Genomic DNA, 18,662 nt, shown 5'->3' with positions numbered 1-18,662 from the left:
GAGCGCGCCGCTATCCCCGCAAGGGACGTCGGCGTAACAGCAAATCACTGACGGAGTTTACCCGCAAGTCGACGTAGGCCGGGCGTTGCGACCGGCCGCGGGAAAAAGGCGTGCCCGGATGGTACACGTGCACGGTGCGCAGGCCGGCCCGGCGCGCGCCGCGCAGGTTGGCCAGCGTGTCTTCCACCAGGACCGCGCGGTGGGCCGGGACGCCTTCGCGCGCCAGCACGTAGCGCAGCAGGGCGGCCGAGGGCTTGGGGCGGAATTCGCCATGCAGGCGCATGTGTTCGATGGCCCACAGACTGTCGAACAGGCGCAGGATGCCCAGGCGGGCCAGCACGGCGCGCGCGTAGCCCAGGGGCGCGTTGGTCAGCAGCACCTTGCGGCCAGGCAGACGCCGCAGCTTGTACGCCAGCGCTTTCTCCGCGCGGACCAGCGAATTCACATCGAAATCGTGGCTGCGGTGCAGAAAGGCATGCGGGTCCACGCCGTGGTGCTTGACCATGCCGATCATGGTGGCGCCGTAGCGTTTCCAGTACAGCGAGCGCACGCGGTTGGCGGTGTCGATGTCCACGTTCAGCGCCTCGGCCACGGCCATGGTCATGCCGTGGTCGATACGGGGGAAGATGGCGTGCGAGGTATCGTGCAGCGTGTTGTCGAGGTCGAACAGCCACAGTCGCTCGGAAACGGCCGCGGCCGTCTGCCGGGAGCGGCGCAGCCGCACCGCCGGCCGCAGCAACTGGCGATGGGCCCGCATCAATTGCCCATGGCGCTACGCGCCACCCGAAAGAGGCCGAACGAAGAGGTTTCCGCCGGCAATGCGGCAAGGCAGGCAAAGCACCCCAACATGGCAAGGCCGCCCCAATCAGGGCCGCGCGGATCCGGCTCCGCCGGTCCGCAGCGGCGCCCCCTGGGGGGAAGCGCGCAGCGCTGCGGGGGGGGCATCAGTGCGAGCTGATCATCGTGCCCACGCCCTGGTCGGTCAGGATTTCCAGCAACAGGCAGTGCGGCACGCGGCCGTCGACGATGTGCACGGAATTCACGCCGTTCTTGGCGGCATCCAGCGCGGACGAGATCTTGGGCAGCATGCCGCCGGAGATCGTGCCGTCGGCGAACAGTTCGTCGATGGTCTGGGCCGACAGGCTGCGCAGGAGCTTGCCGCTCTTGTCCAGCACCCCGGGAGTGTTGGTCAGCATCAGCAGCTTTTCGGCGCCCAGCACTTCAGCCATCTTGCCGGCCACGACGTCGGCGTTGATGTTGTAGGCCGTGCCGTCCTCGCCATAGCCGATCGGCGAGATGACGGGGATGAACTGGTCGTCCTGCAGCGCCTTGACCACCGCGGGCTCGACCATGGTGATGTCGCCGACGAAGCCGATGTCGATGGGTTCGGACGGGTTGTCCTTGTTGTCCATCAGCTTCTTGCGGGCCTGGATCAGTCCGCCGTCCTTGCCGGTCAGGCCGACGGCCTTGCCGCCGACCTCGTTGATCATCATGACGATGTCCTGCTGGACCTGTCCGCCCAGCACCCATTCCACGACTTCCATGGTTTCGGCGTCGGTGACGCGCATGCCCTGGATGAAGGTGCCCTGCTTGCCGATGCGGCGCAGCGCGTCATCGATCTGCGGACCGCCGCCGTGGACCACCACCGGATTCAGCCCCACCAGCTTCAGCAGCACGACGTCGTGCGCGAAGCTGCGCTGCAAACGCTCTTCCGTCATGGCGTTGCCGCCGTACTTGACCACGATGGTCTTGCCGTGAAATCGTCGGATGTACGGCAGTGCTTCAGACAGCACGGCGGCTTTGACAGCAGGAGACGAAACGGCGGCAGGGTCGGGGGTGTCGGTCATGGCAGCTAAGTCGGCAAATATACGTATGAATGGTTAGAAAAAATGCCTGCACAAAAACGCGTTCGGGACGCGGTAGCGCAAGCATACGACGGATTGTAGTACCCACAGGTTTCTTATGCTTTAAACCCATGTTCATATGCCCGACAAATAACCGGCATTCAGGTAAATTGGGGGCGTTTTCGCAACGGCGAACCCCGCAAAAGGGGGTTAGGCCGTATTGGCAGGACTTTTGTCCCCAATTTTTACCTATATAAGAGGCAATACATGCGTTTGAATCTTGTCCGTTCCGCCCTGGTGGCGTCGGCCTTCCTGGTGGCGGCGAACGCCGCCCATGCCGAAAAAGTGGTGGTCGGCGCGACTCAGGTCCCGCACGCCGAGATCCTGGAAGTGGTGAAACCGCAACTCGCCAAGGAAGGCGTGGAGCTCGACATCAAGGTGTTCAGCGACTACGTGCAGCCGAACCTGCAGCTCGCGGACAAGCAACTGGACGCGAACTTCTTCCAGCACAAGCCCTACCTGGATTCGTTCAACAAGGACCGCAAGGCCAACCTGGTGCCGGTGGCCCTGGTGCACGTCGAGCCCTTCGGCGGCTATTCCAAGAAGATCAAGAGCCTGTCCGAACTCAAGGACGGCGCGGCCGTCGCCATCCCGAACGACCCGTCCAACGGCGGCCGCGCGCTCGTGCTGCTGCAGAAGCAGGGCCTGATCAAGCTGAAGGACCCGGCCAACATCCTCGCGACCGCGGCGGACGTGGTCGAGAATCCCAAGAAGCTGAAGTTCCGCGAACTGGAAGCCGCGATGCTGCCGCGTTCGCTGGACGACGTGGACCTGGCGCTGATCAACACCAACTACGCGCTGGAAGCCGGCCTGGTGCCGACCAAGGACGCGCTGTTCATCGAAGGCTCGGATTCGCCCTACGCCAACATCCTGGTGACCCGCGAGGACAACAAGGACGCGCCGGGGATCAAGAAGCTGGTGAATGCCCTGCACACGCCGGAAGTGAAGGCGTTCATCCAGGAGAAGTACAAGGGGGCGGTGGTTCCGGCTTTCTAACCCTTCCGCGTGTCTGACACCCTGTACAACCCTTCCGCGTGTCTGACACCCGTACGAGATAGCCTGACGAACGCGGGATAGTGCCCCCCGGGTGTCTGACACCGGCCGTATCTGAAGTCAGTGTCAGACACCCGCGAACGCCGGCGTCAACCTGGCGGCCATTTCGTACGGGTGTCAGACACTTGGGGGGAGCCTACCCCGCCAACGCCTTTTCCACCGTCGCGTGGAATTCCGCGACATCGTATTCGCCCAGGTAGCGCTTGATGATGTTGCCTTTCTTGTCGATCAGGAAGGCCGTGGGCGTCAGGCGGATGTCGCCGAAGGCGCGGGCGATGTCGCCCTTGGTGTCCAGGGCCACCGGGAACGGCAGCTTGCGGGTTTCGGCGAAATTCAGCACGAAGTTGGGCGGATCGTAGTCCATGGCGACCGCGACCGCCTCATAGCCCTTGCCGGCGTATTCGTTGTAGGCCGCGATGGTCTCGGGCATCTGCTTCACGCAGGTCACGCAACTGGTCGCCCAGAACTTGACCAGCACGACCTTGCCGCGCAGGTCCTGCATGGAGAAGGTCTTGCCTTCCAGGGTGGTGAAGGTGACGTCGGGGGCGGTCTGCGCGGGGCGCAGGACGAACCAGGCGCCGATGCCGACCGCCACCAGGACGGCGAGCGCTACGATGGCTTTTTTCATTTGATGGGCATGACCTCTACGCCGCCGCCCGTGCCGCCCGCGTTGTCGCTGGCCGCGCCCGCGCCGCTTTCGATCGGCGCCTTGGTTTCCGTGGCGGTGTTGGACTGGGAACCGCTGTTCGACAGCCGGATCGCTTCCTCGCGGCTGATGGTTTCGAACAGTTTAACCACCCTGGCCACGCCGCCCACGTCCGCGGTGGCATTGGCGGCGTAGTCGCCCTCGGCCTGCGTCACCTTGCCCATGAGGTAGACGACGCCGTGGTCGGTCGTGACGGCGATGGTGCCCGAAGGCACGTACTTGGTGTTGATCAGGGCGGTCTTGACCTTGGAGGTCAGCCAGGTGTCGTTGGAGCGCACGCCGAACGAAGCGATGGGGCCCACCGTCAACTGGTTGGTGACCTGCTTGACGTTTTCCACGCCCTGGGCGATGGCCGTGGCCTGGCTCTTGGCTTCTTCGGTGGGCACGTCGCCGGTCAGCAGCAGGTGGCCGCCGTAGGCCATGGCGTTGACGCGGGCGGTTTCGCCCAGCTTCTGCGAGATCTGGCTCTGCGCCTTGAACGCCATGTTCTGGTCTTCGAGCTGGATGCCGGAAGTCCGGCGGTCCGTCACGACGACCGCCGTGGTGGCGGCCGCGCCGCCCATGATCAGCGGCGCGCAGGCCGACAGCGACAGGGCGGCGGTGGACAGCGCCGCGGCAAGCATCAGCGGGCGGGCGGCGGTTCGGACGTCAGAAATCATTCGGTGTCTCCAAGCAGAAGAGCGTCAATGCCGTCGCACAGTGCGTGCAGCAGCAGAATGTGGACTTCCTGGATGCGCATGGTGCGATCGCTGGGAACACATAGATGGACGTCCATGGGCGTAATGAGTTCCCCCATGACGCCGCCGCCCTTGCCGGTCAGGGCAAGCACGTGCATTTCGCGGGCGCTGGCGGCTTCCATGGCGCGCACCACATTGGGGGAATTGCCGCTGGTGGAGATCGCCACCAGCACGTCGCCGGCCTGGCCGAAGGCATTGACCTGGCGCTCGAAGACCTCGTCGAAGCCGTAGTCGTTGCCGACGGCCGTGAGGATGGAGGTATCGGTATTGAGCGCGATGCCGGCCAGGGGCAGGCGTTCGCGCTCGAAGCGGCCCACCAGTTCGGCGATGAAGTGCTGCGCGTCGGCGGCCGAGCCGCCATTGCCGCAAGCCAGAATCTTGCCGTTGTTCGCCAGGGCGCCGAACAGCACGTCCACCGCTATCGCCAGCGGCTCGGCCAGCACGTTCATGCTTTGTTCGTACGCAGCCATGGCGTCGCGAAAGTGCGACGTCATACGAGAGGTCATGTCCATGGCCGCGATTATCTCACGGGGCCGTCACGCCGTTCTATCCAGGCGTAACGAGCTTCGGGCGGGACGTAACCGGCGCGGCGGGATTCAGGCCAGCCAGAACGCCCCGCGCAGCCATTGCGGACGGCTCGCCTCGAAAACGACCGCGTCGAAGCGGGCCGGCGGCGGCCTGCCTTGCCAGTGCCGCCGGGCCAGTTCGGGCAGCCAATGCGCCGCGGCGCGGGCCAGCCGGGCCTGTTTCTCGGGGCCGATGCTGGCCGCGGCGCCGCCATAGCGGGTGCGGCCGCGCGAGCGGACTTCGACGAACACCAGGGTGTCGCCATCGCGCATGGCCAGGTCGATCTCGCCGGCGCGGGTCCGCAGGTTGCGCGCCAGCAGCGCCAGGCCCTGCGCCCGCAGCAGGCGCAGCGCGGCGGCTTCGTGGCGGTCGCCCGCGCGTTGGGTGGGCGAGCGCCGCGGCGGCGGGCGTTCGGCCGGCGGCCGGCGTTCCGCGCGGCGGCGGCGCCTGTTGGCGAGGCGGCGGGCGGCCAGGGCCAGTTCGCAGGCCAGGCGCAAGGTCTCATCCGTCATGGGGGCTCCGGAGGCGGCGGGCATAGGCGGCTACACTGACATGGTTTTCCGTGTCAGTAGGCTGCAATGAATCAAAATGTCTCACCCCCGCCAGCCGGAGATGCCTGGTCCCGCGTTGCCGAACGCGTGGCGGAGCAGCATTGGCCCGCCTCGACGCTGTACGTCGTGGCCACGCCGATCGGCAACCTGGGCGACCTGGGGTTGCGCGCCTGGCATGCCTTGCAGCGCGCCGACGTGATCGCGGCCGAGGACACCCGGGCCAGCCGCACGCTGCTGGACGCCTGGGGCGTCGCCACGCCGCTCATGGCGGCCCACCGCCACAACGAAGCCGCGGCCGCCCAGGCCATCTGCGGACGGCTGGAACAGGGCCAGCGCGTGGCCCTGGTGTCCGACGCCGGCGCGCCCGCCGTCAGCGATCCGGGAGCGCGGATCGTGCGCGCCGTGCGCGAGGCCGGCTTCAAGGTGGTGCCGGTGCCCGGCCCCAGCGCCGTGATCGCGGCGCTGATGGGCAGCGGCGTCACCACGGACGAAAACCCGGCCTATGCGTTCGCCGGTTTCGCGCCGTCCAAGGCGGCGGCCCGCCAGCGCTGGCTGCGCACCTGGTGCGCGCTGCCCGCGCCGGTGGTGATGTTCGAATCGCCGCACCGGATCGCGGCCACCCTGGCCGACCTGCTGGAAGTCTGCGGCCCGGACCGCCGGCTGACCGTTGCGCGCGAACTGACCAAGCGCTTCGAAGAGATCGCCACCTTCCCGATGGGCGAGGGCGCGGCCTGGCTGGCGGCGGACGCCCACCGCGAGCAGGGCGAATTCGTGTTGATCGCGCACGCCCGCGAGGACGAACCCGTGCAGGACGACGCCGACCCGCGCACCGACGCGCTGCTGGACGCCCTACTGGAGTCGCTGTCGCTGCGCGACGCCGCCCGCGTCGCGGCCAAGGTCTCCGGCCTGCCGCGGGACGTTCTGTACAACCGGGCGCTGGCCCGCAAGAAATCGTCGGAATAAGCCATGACTTACGCAACGGTCGTGTCCAACAAGCCCGCCGATCCCAACGAACGGCTCACCTACCGCGACATGCCCACGCCGCTGGGAGACATGCGCCTGGTCGCCAGCCCCAAGGGCCTGCGCGGCGCCTGGTTCAGCGACCAGGCCCTGCTGCCGTCGGCCGAAGGCTGGCTGCTGGCGGAATCCGATCCCATCCTGGAGCAGGCGCGCCGCGAACTGGACGAGTGGTTCGCCGGCCGGCGGCGTACGTTCGACGTGCCGCTGGATCCCGTCGGCACGGCTTTCCAGCACCAGGTCTGGCACGCCCTGTGCGACCTGGGGTTCGGGGTGCTGGCCAGCTACGGCGAACTGGCCCGCACGGTGGGCCGGCCCAAGGGGGCCCAGGCGGTCGGCGGCGCCGTGGGGCGCAACCCGATCAGCATCATCATTCCGTGCCATCGCGTGATCGGGGCCGACACCGCGCTGACCGGCTTCGGCGGCGGGCTGCCGCGCAAGCAGGCGCTGCTGGCGCACGAAGGCAATCTGTACCGCAGCCGCAACCCGCGCGCGCGCCGCGTCTGCGACGGGCAGGCGGAACTGCCCTGGTAGCCAGGGAATTCCTTATTGCGCGGCGATGCTGGGCAGGATGCCGATGCGGTCCGACACCAGCGGCACGGCGTTCAAGGCGCTTTGCCGGTCGGGGTAGGGGCCGATCTTGACCCGGTACAGGCTATTGGACTGTTCCATCGACGCGGGCGGCGCGCCTTCGGCGCCCAGTTGCGTGTTGATCCGGCTGACCAGCGATTGCGCGTTGGCCGGCTGGCTGAACGCGCCCACCTGAAGATAGACGTTGCCCGGGCCGCCCGCCGCCGACTGGCGCACGGGGGCCGAGCCGGGCGCGGGCGCCGGCAGGGGTTCCGCCGTGAGCGCGACGGGGACGGCGGCCACGGGGGCGGACACCGGCGCGGACCCGGTCGCCGATGCGGGCTCCGGCGGGGCCGCGGCCGGCGCGCCCTGCGAGGCCAGGCGCCGTATCTCGTCCGGGGGGATGGCCTCCACGACCACCTGCCCGCTGCCTGGCCCGATGATGCCGAGCTTGTACGCCGCGACATAGGACAGGTCCATGATGCGGTCGCTGTGGAAGGGGCCGCGGTCGTTCACCCGCACGACGACGGTCTTGCCGTTGACCAGGCTGGTGACGCGCGCGTAGCTGGGCAGCGGAAGCGTCGTGTGGGCGGCCGTCATGGAGTACATGTCGTAGGCTTCGCCGATGGACGTGGAATTGCCGTGGAATTTCTTGCCGTACCAGGAGGCGGTGCCGCGCTTCTTGTAGGGCTGGCCGCTGGTGTCGGGCACGTAGCGCTGGCCGAACACGACGTAGGGGCGGTTCGCGCCGCTGGCGTACGGTTCCACCTTCGGCACCGCGTCGGGCACCTGGTCCAGGTTCGCGGGCGGATTCGCGTCGGGCCCGTCGTCCTTGTAGTAGCCGCCCTTTTTACGCCCGCCGGTGGAAGAACAGCCGGCCACGGCAATGGCCAGCAACAGCATCGGGATCAGTTGGAGCGGGCGGGACAGGGTCATGCGGATTCGTCGGGCAGTTGGGTGCGGTGGCGCACCAGCAGCGGGTCGTGGTCGGCGAAGCGCAGCGCCAGTTGCTCGACCACGTACACGGAACGGTGCTGGCCGCCGGTGCAGCCGATGGCGACGGTCAGGTAGTTGCGGGTGTCTTGCGTGTATTGGGGCAGCCACCGGTTCAGGAAACCGGCGATGTCGTCGATCATCTGGCCCACCAGGTCGAAGCCAGCCAGCCAGGCGGCCACGGGCTCGTCGCGCCCGGTCAGGGGGCGCAGGTTGCGGTCGTAGTAGGGGTTGGGCAGGCAGCGCACGTCGAACACCAGGTCGGCGTCGCCGGGCACGCCGCGCTTGTAGGCAAAGGATTCGAACGTCAGCACCAGCGGCGCGCGATCGGCCTGGATCAGGTCGCGGATCCAGGCGCGCAGTTGCCCCGGCGTCAGGTCCGAGGTGTCGATGACGTGTTCCTGGTCGCGCAGCGGCGCCAGCAGTTCGCGCTCCAGCGCGATGCAGTCGGTCAGGGAAGGCGCGGTGCCGCCGCGCTGCAGCCGGTCGGTCAGCGGATGGCGCCGGCGGGATTCGGAGTAGCGCTGCACCAGCGTCGCGGTGCTGGCGTCCAGGAAGATCACGCGCAGGCTCGTGCCCATGGCGCGCAGCGCGGTCACCACGTCCGGCAGCTCGGCCAGTTCGCCGGGCGAGCGGACGTCGATGGCGACGGCCACCCGCTCCAGGCCTTCGTCCCGGGCGTTGGCGATGAATTCGGTCAGGAACCGCACGGGCAGGTTGTCGACGCAGGTGTAGCTGGCGTCCTCGAGCATGCGCAGGGCGACGGACTTGCCGGAGCCGGAGATGCCGGTGACGAGGACGACTTTCAACATGGACATGATTGTGGCACGCTTTTCCAGGACGATGCCGGCGGGATGGCATCTGATATGGCCGTAAACTCGGAATCTGCGCCTGTACCTTTTTGGCTGCCCTGACGTAAGCTTGGCGCCGGGTACTCGATAGATTCACATACGCGCCCCGCCGCCATGCGTTTCGGGGGATTGGAATTCGACCTAGATGTTAGCCCTCATTTCCTTTCGTAGTGTTTCACTGCCGCGGTTTTGGGCAATTTCCGTTCTCGCGGCCGCTGCCGCCGTCGTTTTTTCGGCAGCGCCCGCGCAGGCCCAGGAGGCGTCCCCTGCGCCCCTGCGCCCGGACACCATGGCCGCCCGCGTGGCGGCCTGTACGGCCTGCCATGGCGCGCAGGGCCGGGCCGGCGCCGACGGCTACTATCCGCGCCTGGCCGGCAAGCCCCAGGACTACCTGTACCACCAGTTGCTGAATTTCCGCGACGACCGGCGGCAGTACCGGCCGATGGCCCATTTGCTGGCCGGCCTGCCCGACGACTACCTGCGCGAAATGGCCGGCTATTTCTCCGAACAGCACGTGCCGTATCCGCCGCCGGTGCGTCCCGACGTGTCCGCCGCGACGCTGGAAGCCGGGCGCAGGCTGGCGCTGGACGGCGACGCGGCGCGCGGCCTGCCCGCCTGCGCGGCCTGTCATGGCGCCGCCCTGGGCGGCGTGCTGCCCGCCATTCCCGGCCTGCTCGGCCTGCCGCGCGATTACATCGGTTCGCAGATCGGCGGCTGGAAGAACGGCCTGCGCCGCGCCGCCGAACCGGACTGCATGGCCGATATCTCCAACAAACTCACTCCCGCCGACATCGGCGCGCTGGCCGCGTGGCTGTCGTCGCGGCCCGTCGCCGAACCTTATGCCCCCGAACCCGCGGGCTCGCTGCGCCTGCCCGCGGAATGCGGCAGCCAGGCGCAACGCTAGGCGGGGGAACAGATGAAACCGATGAAGAAAGTCCTGTGGGTCCTGCTGCTGGCGGCGGTCGCGGCGGCGGGCGGCCTCTATTGGGCGGGCACGCGCGACGATGCCAGCACGGGCCCCGCCGCCGCGGCGGACGCCGCCACCCTGGTCGAGCGCGGGCGCTACCTCGCGCTGGCGGGCAACTGCATGGCCTGCCACACCAGCCGCGGCGGCAAGGCGCTGGCCGGCGGCACGCCCATTCCCACGCCGTTCGGCACGGTATACGGCCCGAACATCACGCCCGACGAACAAACCGGCATCGGCGCCTGGACGGCCGACGACTTCTGGCAGGCGCTGCACAACGGCAAGTCGCGGGACGGCACGCTGCTCTATCCCGCTTTCCCGTACACGGAATACACGCGCATCACCCGCGCGGATTCGGATGCCCTGTACGCCTATCTGCGCAGCGTGCCGCCGGTCAGCCAGCCCAGCCGGCCGCCCGAACTCGATTTCCCGTACGACCGGCGCGCCCTGCTGGCCGCCTGGCGGGCGCTGTACTTCAAGCCGGGCGTCCAGGACGACGACGCGGGGCAATCGGTGCAATGGAACCGCGGCCGCTACCTGGTCGAAGGGCTGGGGCATTGCGCCGCCTGCCACACGCCGCGCAACGGCATGGGCGCGCTGCGTTCGGACCAGTCCCTGGCGGGCGGCGTGATTCCGGTGCTGGACTGGTACGCGCCGCCGCTCACCAACGATATGCAGACCGGCCTGGGCCGCTGGTCGGCGGAAGACATCGCCGCGCTGCTCAAGACGGGCATCTCGCGGCATTCCAGCGCCAGCGGCCCCATGGCCGAAGTGGTGCTGGGCAGCACTCAGCACCTGAGCGACGGCGACGCGCTGGCCATCGGGGTCTATCTCAAGTCCCTGCCTGCCGGGCCGGCCGCGGCGGATCCGCCCAAGGCGGCGGTCTCGCCGGCGGCGATGGAACTGGGCGGCAAGCTCTACCGCCAGCAATGCGCGCAATGCCACCAGCCCGCGGGCGAGGGCAGCGGCGCGGCCTGGCCCGCGCTGGCCGGCAACCCCACCGTGACGGCGCCGTCGCCCGTCAATGCCATCCGCATGGTGCTCGACGGCGGCTACGCGCCCGCCACCGCGGCGAATCCCCGGCCCCACGGCATGCCGCCGTTCGGGCAGTCGCTCAACGATGGCGACGTCGCCATGCTCGTGTCCTACATCCGCAATAGCTGGGGCAACGAGGCCGGTGGCGTGACGCCGCTGGAGGTCAAGCGGGCGCGCGCCGCGTCGACGCGGAACTAGGGGCTAGCCCGCCTTCAAGGCCTGCGCGCAGGCCTTGCGCGCCAGTTCGCCCAGGACGCGGACCGCGTCCTGCGTGCCGGCGTTCCAGGGGTGTCCATAGTTCAGGCGCAGCGCGCTGCCGAATTGGCCGCTGGCGGAAAAGATGGGGCCCGGCGCCACGCTGATGCCGCGCGCCAGGGCCTGCCGGTGCAAGGCCAGCGCATCCACCGGCGCGGGCAGTTCCAGCCACAGGAAGAACCCGCCTTGCGGGCGGGTGACGCGCGTGCCGGCGGGAAACTCCTGGGCGATCGCGTCGGCCATGCGCTCTTGCTGCGCCTGCAGCGTCGCGCGCAGCCGGCGCAGGTGCCGGTCATAGCCGCCTTGCTCCAGGTATTCGGCGATGGCGCCCTGGGCGGGGCCGGACGCCGATAGCGTCGACGACAGTTTCAGGCGCTGCACGCGCTGGGTATAGCGGCCGGCGGACGTCCAGCCGATGCGGTAGCCCGGCGCCAGGCATTTCGAGAACGACGAGCAATGCAGCACCAGGCCCTGGGTGTCGTAGGCCTTGGCGGGCACGGGCCGCGCGGCGCCGAAGTACAGCTCGCCGTACACGTCGTCTTCGATCAGGGGGATGCCGTGGCGCGCCAGCACGTCCACCAACTGCCGCTTCCTGTCGTCCGGCATCAGGCTGCCCAGCGGATTCTGGAACTGCGTCATCAGCCAGCAGGCCTTGGGCGCGTGGCGACGGATGGCGGTTTCCATCGCGTCCAGGTCGATGCCGGTGCGAGGATGGGTGGGCACTTCCAGCGCCTTCAGTCCCTGCCGTTCGAGCGCCTGCAGGGCGCCGTAGAAGGTGGGGGCCTCGACCATGACCGTGTCGCCGGGCCGGGTGACCGCCTGCAGGCAGAGATTGAGCGCTTCGAGCGCGCCGTTGGTGACGACGATGTCGGCCGCGGGCACGTTGATGCCGCCGATCAGGTAGCGCAGCGCGATCTGCCGGCGCAGGCCGGGATTGCCGGGGGCCAGGTCTTCCACGGTATCGAGCGGATCCTGGCGCTTGAGGTGCGCGGCCATGGCCTGGGCCAGCCGCGGCAGCGGGAACAGCAGCGGGGAGGGGAAGGCCGAGCCCAGCGGCGCGACGTCGCGGTTGCGCACGGAACCCAGGATGTCGAAGATGCGCTCGCTGATCGCGAGTTCCGTCGATTCGCCGTCCGGGTTCGACGGGCCGGGTTCCGGCGGCAGCGAGACGGCGGGCGCGCTGACGTAGTAGCCGGAACGCGGCTGCGCCCGGATCAGGCCGCGCGCTTCCAGCAGGTAATAGGCCTGGAACACCGTGGAGGGGCTGACGCCCCGCGCCGCGCAGGCGTCGCGCACGGAGGGGAGCTTGTCGCCCGCGCGCAGCACGCCGTCGCGGATCGACTTGGCGATCTCGGCGGCCAGCGTTTCGTAGAGGCTCACGGCGCCGCCGGGCGACACGCGCCTATTTGCTGCTTTGCAGGATCGCCATGGCCTGGCGTTCCATGAATTCGCCCAGCGTGTCGATGCCGCGCAGCTTCAGGATGGTGTTGCGCACGGCGGCCTCCACCAGCACCGCCAGATTGCGGCCCGCGGCGACTTGCAGCATGACTTTGCGCACCGGCAGGCCGAGCATGTCCTGCGTGATGTCCTGCAGCGGCAGGCGTTCGAACTTGTCCTGCGCGGTGGCGCGCACCAGGTGCACGATGAGCTTGAGCCGCATCTTCCGGCGCACGGAGGTTTCGCCGAAGATGGTGCGGATGTCGAGCAGGCCCAGGCCGCGCACTTCCAGCAGGTTCTGGAGCAGTTGCGGACAGTGGCCTTCGATCATGTTGGGCGCGGTGCGCGAGAACTCCACGGCGTCGTCGGCCACCAGGCCATGCCCGCGCGAGATCAGTTCCAGCGCCAGTTCGCTCTTGCCCAGGCCGGATTCGCCGGTGATCAGCACGCCCAGGCCCAGCACGTCCAGAAATACGCCGTGCACCGTGGTCGTGGGCGCCAGCTTCTTGCCCAGGTAGATGCGCAGCAGGTCGATCAGTTGCGCGGCCGCCACGGGCGTGGACAGGAGCGGCACCTGGTGCTGGTCGCACTGGTCGATCAGGTCCTGGGGCGGCGTCAGGCCGTCGGCCAGCAGGATGGCGGGGACGCCGCCGATCAGCAGCTCGTCCATGTGGTGCATGCGGCGGCGCAGGTCGAAGCGGGTGTAGTACGCCAGCTCTTCCTGCCCGAACACCTGGATGCGGGACGGGTGGATCAGGTTCAAGTGGCCGACGAGGTCCGCGGCCGACATGCCGTCGTCGGGAATCGCGCGGTCCGCGGCGCCCTGGCCCGAAATCCAGTTAAAGGGGATTTTGTCGGCGTTGTCGTCGACGAGTTCCTGCACCGTGAGCATGGCAGCGTTTCCGCGAGGAGATCAGAGTTGGCCGGTCGTGAGCATCTTGTGGACGATGGCCGGATCGGTTTCCGTGGCCAGGGCCTCGCGCAATGCCTTGTTGGACATGAGCTGGGCCAGTTCGGCCAGGATGTCCAGGTGCTGTTGCGTGGCCGCTTCCGGCACCAGCAGGCACAGCAGCATCGAAACCGGCTGGCCGTCGGGCGCATCGAAGGAGATGGGCTGCGCCAGGCGGATGAAGGCCGCCAGGGCCTGTTCCAGGCCTTTCACGCGGCCGTGCGGAACGGCCACTCCCTGCCCCAGGGCCGTGGAGCCCAGGCGTTCCCGGGCGAACAGGCTGTCGAACACGAGTGCCCGCGCCAAACCGTGGTTGTTTTCAAAGAGAAGGCCAGCCTGTTCGAACGCACGTTTCTTGCTCGTTGCGAGCATATCGAGCACGACGTTGCCGGCGGGTAGGATGCGCGACAAATGATTCATCGGGTCATTATATGGTTATATGATGCAGTGCAATAATCGGCCTCTGCGGCACGTCCTCTGCGTGGGCGCTCCGTGGGGCGGCAAGAGCGACAGCATAGACCGATAGCGGCGGATTGTGGGCATTCTTGCGCCAGGCGCAGCCTCGCGGCTCGGGAAACGTCGGAATCTGGGGGGAATCTGGGATCGCCGGCTGGGCCGGGAATGGGGGACGCAGAGGGGGCAAAGCGGGGGAAGTTTGCCGATGCCCCGGCTGGACTCGTGGTCTAGCGGGACACCGGGACTCAGTCAGGATTCGAGAATCGCTGTTTCGTTAGTCGCGCAGGGCGAGCTATCGTGAGGCGCGTTACTGCTGGGGTGACGAAAGATTCGCCGCTTGCCGCTTCACGGACTCCGCTGTGTGACTTCGTACCTTGTCCTTGTGCTTGATGACCTGACGGTCGACTTTGTCAGCAAGAAGATCTATGGCTGCATAGAGATTTTCATCGGTTGCTTCACAATGAATGTCCTTACCGCTCAGACGCATGGTGATTTCGGCTCTATGCCGCAGGGGCTCTACCGAGAGCATGACCTGGGTATCGATGACGTGATCGAAATGCCGCAGCACTCGCGCCAGTTTGTTCATGACATATTCCCGGATGGCCGGGGTGACGTCGAGGTGACGACCGCAGATGCTCAGGTTCATAGTGTGCTCTCCTTCTAAAAGAGGAAAAAAGGTGCGCAAAAGAGCGCGGTTGATTCGTTAGGCGTTCTCCTTGATTGAGAGGGTTCGTTTAGTACTAGTGTATAGACTCGGGCCGATAAAACAAGCTGACCTAGCGCAAGATCGTGGCAATTTTATGGCTGAGCCCCCGGGGCGCGCTGGCGGTGCGCGCAGGCGCCCTAGGGGTCTTCCCGGAGCCGCCCGTTACATGCGGAAGTGCTCGCCCAGGTAGACGCGGCGCACGGCGGGATCGCCCACGATTTCATCGGGATGGCCGTCGGTCAGCACCTTGCCCTCGCTGATGATGTAGGCGCGGTCGCAGATGCCCAGCGTTTCGCGGACGTTGTGGTCGGTGATCAGCACGCCGATGCCGCGGCCCTTCAGGAAACGCACGATGCGCTGGATTTCGATGACGGCGATGGGATCCACGCCGGCGAAGGGCTCGTCCAGGAGGATGAAGCGCGGGCTGGTGGCCAGCGCGCGCGCGATTTCGACGCGGCGGCGTTCGCCGCCCGACAGCGAAATGGCCGCGTTGCTGCGGATGTGGCCGATCTGGAGTTCTTCCAGCAAGGACTCCATCTGTTCGTTGATCCTGGGCGTGGACAGCGGCCGTCCATCCGGCCCTGTTTGCAATTCCAGCACCGCGCGGATGTTCTGTTCCACCGTCAGGCGGCGGAACACGGACGCGTCCTGCGGCAGGTACGAAAGGCCCATGCGCGCGCGCTTGTGGATGGGCATCGCGGTGATGACGTCGCCGTCGATCTCGATGCGTCCGGCGTCCGCGGGCACCAGGCCGACGATCATGTAGAAACTGGTGGTCTTGCCGGCGCCGTTGGGGCCGAGCAGGCCGACGACTTCGCCGCTGACCACGGACAGGGATACGTCCTGCACCACGGTCCGGCCGTTGTAGGTCTTGCGCAAGCCGGTTGCGCGCAGGCTGCCCTGCTTGACGCCCGAAGGGGCGGAGGTCACGGGAGTCTGCACTGAAGGTTGGTTCATCGTGGCTGCGAGTGGTGTTGCGGGGGGAGGCGCTTCAACGCCCTTTCTTGGCGGCTTGCTGCTTGCGGCATTCCGCGATGGCGGCGTCCGACTTGGCGCGCGGCTCGGCCACGGAGCGGACCCGGCCGCCCGCTGCGGAGGAATTGGGCCCGCCCTGGGCTTCGTACGTGCCGGTCTTTTCGTTGTAGCGTACCCGTTCGCCGCGAATGGTGTCGAACGGCTTCCCACAGACGTAGCGGACCACGACGGCCTGGCCGATGAGGTCGAAGGTGCTCTTCGCGCCGTCGTATTCGGCGCGCAGGCCCTTGCCTTCGATGAGTTCGAAGTTCTCGGGGCGTTCCTGGCGGATGGTCACGACCTTGCCCTTGTTGGCCGTCGCGGTGCCGTACTGGTTGCCTTGCGCGTCCTCGTTCATCTGCAGGGTGTCCGACGTCAGGGTCATGAGGCCGCGCGTCAGGTTGACGTTGCCCGTGAAGACGCTTTGCTTCTTCACGTCGTCGTAGTGCAGCGTATCCGACAGGATCAGCGTGCTGGGCTCTTCGGCCGGCGCGGCCGGCTTGGGCGCCGGATCCGCGGCGTGGGCCGGCGCAAGCGCCGAAGCCGCCAGCAGGACGGCGCCGATCAGGCGGGTCGTCGGGGCAAGGAGAATCCGGAGGTCGGTCATGGTTTCTTCTGGTCAGTGTTGTTGGCGGGAATCTCGGTCCGACGTTGCTGCTTGCCTTCGGAACCGGCGATTTCCACATCGGTCGATGCCGAAACCTGCAGTTGGCGGGTCTTGTTGTTGTAATGCATGCCCTTGCCGTTCATGCGCGAGCGGCCCTTGAGCACCTCCGCGGGCAGGTCGGTGTAGACCACGTCGTCGTCGGGCAGGATGATCAGTTGCTGGCTGCGCACGTCCAGCATGTCGTTGTTGGCGTCCGGCTGGCGGTGCACGTGCGCGTCGCCGTTCATGACGATGCGCTTGCCGCCTTGCTCCATCACGGCCGTCTTCGAGACGGCCACGGTGATGGGATTGGTCTCGCGCTGGCCCACCGCGCGCGGTTCGGTGATGTGATACGAGTCGTCGTCGGGGAAGTGCTCCGCGTACTCGCCTTCCAGCCGGTTGATGGGCCGGCCGTTGGGGTCGGTGCGCAGCATGACGAAGTCGCGAGACCACGCGTCCATCTCGTGGGTGATGCGGCGCGGCGGGTCCACCTGGATGGCCCGCTGCGCGTAATCGGCCGCCCACCACGAACTGGTGACCAGCACCAGCAGCAGGAACAGCGCGATCAGGGAGGGAAAGCGTTCTTTCATTGGGTTCGCCGCAAGGGCGCGTTGGTTGTCGCGGCCGTCATTGGATCGCGCCCGGGCCCAGCAGGCCCGGGGCCGCCAGGAATGCGCCGAGGCGCCCCTGGGCCGCCAGCAGCAGGTCGCAGCATTCGCGCACCGCGCCGCCGCCGCCCGGTTGCGAGGCCACCCAGTGGGCGGCCTGGCTGACGTAGCCCGGCGCGTTCGGCACGCTGGCGGCGAAGCCCGCGCGCTGCATGGCCGGCAGGTCGATGATGTCATCGCCCATGTAGCCGGTCTGATTCAGTTGGACACCGGAACGCTGCGCAAGTTCGGCCAGGGCGCCGCCCTTGTCGCGCACGCCCTGGATGACCTCGGCGATGCCCAGTTCGGCGGCGCGGCGCGCCACGATCGGGCCCGAACGGCCGGTCATCAGCGCGACCGTCAAGCCGCCTTCCATCAGCAGGCGCAGCCCGTGGCCGTCCAGCGCGTTGAAGCGCTTCTGGAGTTCGCCGCCTTCGCCGTAGTAGAGGCTGCCGTCGGTCAGCACGCCGTCCACGTCGAACACCATCAGGCGCACGGTGGCGGCGCGTTCGCGCACGGTGGGGGGGATGCGGGCGAGGACCAGCGCTTCGGCCGGGTGAGTCACGGAAGCAGGAAGAGTCATAGTCATACCACTTTAGCGGCCATCAAATCATGCATGTGCAGGGCGCCGAGCAGGGCGCCGTCGTTGTCGAGCACCAGCATGTGGTTGAGCCGTTGCTCGTCCATTTGCTGGGCGGCCTCGACCGCCAGCGCCTCGGGGTTGATGCTGCGCGGCGAGCGCGTCATGCCCGCTTCCACGGTCAGGCTGCGGATGTCGCCGTGCCGGGCGATCAGGCGGCGCAGGTCGCCGTCGGTGAAGATGCCCAGGGGGCGGTGCTGCGCGTCGGTCACGACCGTCATGCCCATGCCCTTGGCGGACATGACTTCGAGCGCCTGCGACACCGGCGTGCCGGCCGTCACGATGGGCAGGGCGCTGCCCTGGCGCATTACGTCGCGCACGTGGGTCAGCAGGCGGCGGCCCAGCGCGCCGCCCGGATGCGAGCGCGCGAAATCCTGCGGCCCGAACCCCCGGGCTTCCAGGCAGGCGACGGCCAGCGCGTCGCCCAGCGCCAGCGCCGCGGTGGTGCTGGCCGTGGGCGCCAGGTTCAGCGGGCAGGCCTCCTGGGCCACGCTGGCGTCCAGGTGGACGTCGGCCAGCACGGCCAGGTCGGACTGCGGATTGCCCGTGATGGCGATCAGGCGCGCGCCCATCCGGCGGGCGACCGGCAGGATGGTCAGCAGTTCCTGGCCGGAGCCCGAATAGGAGATGGCGATGATCACGTCGTCGCGGGTGATCATGCCGAGGTCGCCATGGACGGCCTCGGCCGCGTGCAGGAAGAAGGCGGGCGTGCCGGTCGAGGCCAGCGTCGCCGCGATCTTGCGGGCGATGTGGCCGGTCTTGCCGATTCCGCTGACGACCACGCGGCCGCGGCAGGCCAGCAGCATGGCCACGGCATGCGTAAAGCTGTCGTCCAGCCTTGCCGACAGGTCCAGCAGCCCCTGGCTTTCGATTTGCAGCGTCCTGCGCGCAGATGCCAGAGCGGTCTCGGACGATGTTGTGGGATGGTCAGTCATGGACGGATTTTAATATCAGTGGGCGGGTT

22 protein-coding genes are annotated in these 18,662 nt (G+C 67.9%); 5 read left to right on the top strand and 17 right to left on the bottom strand.

Translation table 11 applies throughout. The features are described 5' to 3' along the window. Positions 1 to 10: 10 nt before the first annotated feature. Positions 11 to 757, bottom strand: a complete 747-nt coding sequence (locus AVE30378_RS08180) for a pyrimidine 5'-nucleotidase (protein WP_129240335.1) — start codon at positions 755 to 757, stop codon at positions 11 to 13. A 187-nt stretch (positions 758 to 944) separates the two neighbouring features. Next, positions 945 to 1,847, bottom strand: coding sequence for an acetylglutamate kinase (gene argB / locus AVE30378_RS08175; RefSeq protein WP_129240332.1), 903 nt, complete (start codon positions 1,845 to 1,847; stop codon positions 945 to 947). Positions 1,848 to 2,111: 264 nt separating this feature from the next. On the opposite strand from argB, the gene AVE30378_RS08170 reads away from it, so the two are divergent. Next, a complete protein-coding gene (locus AVE30378_RS08170) occupies positions 2,112 to 2,900 on the top strand; it encodes a MetQ/NlpA family ABC transporter substrate-binding protein (protein ID WP_129240330.1) in 789 nt (262 codons plus the stop codon). Positions 2,901 to 3,093: 193 nt separating this feature from the next. On the opposite strand, the gene AVE30378_RS08165 is transcribed toward AVE30378_RS08170, so the two are convergent. From AVE30378_RS08165 to AVE30378_RS08150, 4 genes are all read right to left on the bottom strand, one after another. Next, entirely contained in the window at positions 3,094 to 3,585 is a 492-nt protein-coding gene (locus tag AVE30378_RS08165) for a peroxiredoxin family protein (RefSeq protein ID WP_129240328.1), read from the bottom strand. Next, positions 3,582 to 4,322, bottom strand: coding sequence for a BON domain-containing protein (locus AVE30378_RS08160; protein ID WP_129240326.1), 741 nt, complete (start codon positions 4,320 to 4,322; stop codon positions 3,582 to 3,584). The genes AVE30378_RS08165 and AVE30378_RS08160 overlap by 4 nt, the downstream gene beginning before the upstream one ends. After that, a complete protein-coding gene (locus tag AVE30378_RS08155) occupies positions 4,319 to 4,912 on the bottom strand; it encodes a phosphoheptose isomerase (RefSeq protein ID WP_165359025.1) in 594 nt (197 codons plus the stop codon). The genes AVE30378_RS08160 and AVE30378_RS08155 overlap by 4 nt, the downstream gene beginning before the upstream one ends. 84 nt (positions 4,913 to 4,996) lie before the next feature. After that, positions 4,997 to 5,479, bottom strand: coding sequence for a YraN family protein (locus AVE30378_RS08150; RefSeq protein ID WP_129240324.1), 483 nt, complete (start codon positions 5,477 to 5,479; stop codon positions 4,997 to 4,999). Positions 5,480 to 5,545: 66 nt separating this feature from the next. Between AVE30378_RS08150 and rsmI the strand changes: the two genes are divergently transcribed. After that, the gene (gene rsmI, locus AVE30378_RS08145; protein ID WP_129240322.1) at positions 5,546 to 6,481 is read left to right on the top strand and encodes a 16S rRNA (cytidine(1402)-2'-O)-methyltransferase; all 936 of its coding nucleotides are present in this window, start codon (positions 5,546 to 5,548) and stop codon (positions 6,479 to 6,481) included. A gap of 3 nt (positions 6,482 to 6,484) precedes the next feature. Beyond that, positions 6,485 to 7,069 carry a methylated-DNA--[protein]-cysteine S-methyltransferase gene (locus AVE30378_RS08140; RefSeq protein WP_129240320.1) on the top strand — a complete coding sequence of 195 codons (585 nt, stop codon included), beginning with the start codon at positions 6,485 to 6,487 and terminating at the stop codon, positions 7,067 to 7,069. A 12-nt stretch (positions 7,070 to 7,081) separates the two neighbouring features. Here AVE30378_RS08140 and AVE30378_RS08135 read toward each other — a convergent pair whose 3' ends face one another. After that, a complete protein-coding gene (locus tag AVE30378_RS08135; protein WP_129240318.1) occupies positions 7,082 to 8,041 on the bottom strand; it encodes a septal ring lytic transglycosylase RlpA family protein in 960 nt (319 codons plus the stop codon). Then, positions 8,038 to 8,910 carry an RNase adapter RapZ gene (rapZ, locus tag AVE30378_RS08130; RefSeq protein WP_129240466.1) on the bottom strand — a complete coding sequence of 291 codons (873 nt, stop codon included), beginning with the start codon at positions 8,908 to 8,910 and terminating at the stop codon, positions 8,038 to 8,040. The genes AVE30378_RS08135 and rapZ overlap by 4 nt, the downstream gene beginning before the upstream one ends. Positions 8,911 to 9,094: 184 nt before the next feature. Between rapZ and AVE30378_RS08125 the strand changes: the two genes are divergently transcribed. Continuing rightward, positions 9,095 to 9,853 carry a c-type cytochrome gene (locus AVE30378_RS08125; RefSeq protein ID WP_129240315.1) on the top strand — a complete coding sequence of 253 codons (759 nt, stop codon included), beginning with the start codon at positions 9,095 to 9,097 and terminating at the stop codon, positions 9,851 to 9,853. Positions 9,854 to 9,865: 12 nt separating this feature from the next. Beyond that, complete coding sequence (locus AVE30378_RS08120; protein WP_129240313.1) at positions 9,866 to 11,146, top strand: c-type cytochrome; 1,281 nt, start codon at positions 9,866 to 9,868, stop codon at positions 11,144 to 11,146. Positions 11,147 to 11,149: 3 nt separating this feature from the next. Here AVE30378_RS08120 and AVE30378_RS08115 read toward each other — a convergent pair whose 3' ends face one another. The 9 genes from AVE30378_RS08115 to AVE30378_RS08075 form a co-directional block, all read right to left on the bottom strand. After that, positions 11,150 to 12,583, bottom strand: a complete 1,434-nt coding sequence (locus AVE30378_RS08115; protein WP_129240311.1) for an aminotransferase-like domain-containing protein — start codon at positions 12,581 to 12,583, stop codon at positions 11,150 to 11,152. A 22-nt stretch (positions 12,584 to 12,605) separates the two neighbouring features. Next, positions 12,606 to 13,532, bottom strand: a complete 927-nt coding sequence (gene hprK / locus AVE30378_RS08110) for an HPr(Ser) kinase/phosphatase (RefSeq protein ID WP_013396727.1) — start codon at positions 13,530 to 13,532, stop codon at positions 12,606 to 12,608. Between the two features lie 21 nt (positions 13,533 to 13,553). Continuing rightward, positions 13,554 to 14,009, bottom strand: a complete 456-nt coding sequence (locus tag AVE30378_RS08105; protein WP_129240309.1) for a PTS sugar transporter subunit IIA — start codon at positions 14,007 to 14,009, stop codon at positions 13,554 to 13,556. Positions 14,010 to 14,352: 343 nt separating this feature from the next. Further along, entirely contained in the window at positions 14,353 to 14,691 is a 339-nt protein-coding gene (hpf, locus tag AVE30378_RS08100) for a ribosome hibernation-promoting factor, HPF/YfiA family (protein WP_043546933.1), read from the bottom strand. 222 nt (positions 14,692 to 14,913) lie between these two features. Continuing rightward, the gene (lptB, locus tag AVE30378_RS08095; protein ID WP_129240307.1) at positions 14,914 to 15,708 is read right to left on the bottom strand and encodes an LPS export ABC transporter ATP-binding protein; all 795 of its coding nucleotides are present in this window, start codon (positions 15,706 to 15,708) and stop codon (positions 14,914 to 14,916) included. A 34-nt stretch (positions 15,709 to 15,742) separates the two neighbouring features. Beyond that, a complete protein-coding gene (lptA, locus tag AVE30378_RS08090; protein ID WP_129240305.1) occupies positions 15,743 to 16,372 on the bottom strand; it encodes a lipopolysaccharide transport periplasmic protein LptA in 630 nt (209 codons plus the stop codon). Beyond that, a complete protein-coding gene (lptC, locus tag AVE30378_RS08085) occupies positions 16,369 to 17,001 on the bottom strand; it encodes an LPS export ABC transporter periplasmic protein LptC (protein ID WP_129240303.1) in 633 nt (210 codons plus the stop codon). Before lptC ends, lptA begins: the two co-directional genes overlap by 4 nt. Before the next feature lie 37 nt (positions 17,002 to 17,038). After that, a complete protein-coding gene (locus tag AVE30378_RS08080) occupies positions 17,039 to 17,647 on the bottom strand; it encodes a KdsC family phosphatase (RefSeq protein ID WP_129240301.1) in 609 nt (202 codons plus the stop codon). Next, on the bottom strand, positions 17,644 to 18,633 hold the full coding sequence (locus tag AVE30378_RS08075; RefSeq protein WP_129240300.1) for a KpsF/GutQ family sugar-phosphate isomerase: 990 nt from the start codon (positions 18,631 to 18,633) through the stop codon (positions 17,644 to 17,646). The genes AVE30378_RS08080 and AVE30378_RS08075 overlap by 4 nt, the downstream gene beginning before the upstream one ends. Positions 18,634 to 18,662 lie beyond the last annotated feature (29 nt).

The organism is Achromobacter veterisilvae (genome assembly GCF_900496975.1).
Lineage (GTDB): Bacteria > Pseudomonadota > Gammaproteobacteria > Burkholderiales > Burkholderiaceae_B > Achromobacter > Achromobacter veterisilvae.
This window is presented reverse-complemented; position numbering and strand designations above follow the sequence as displayed.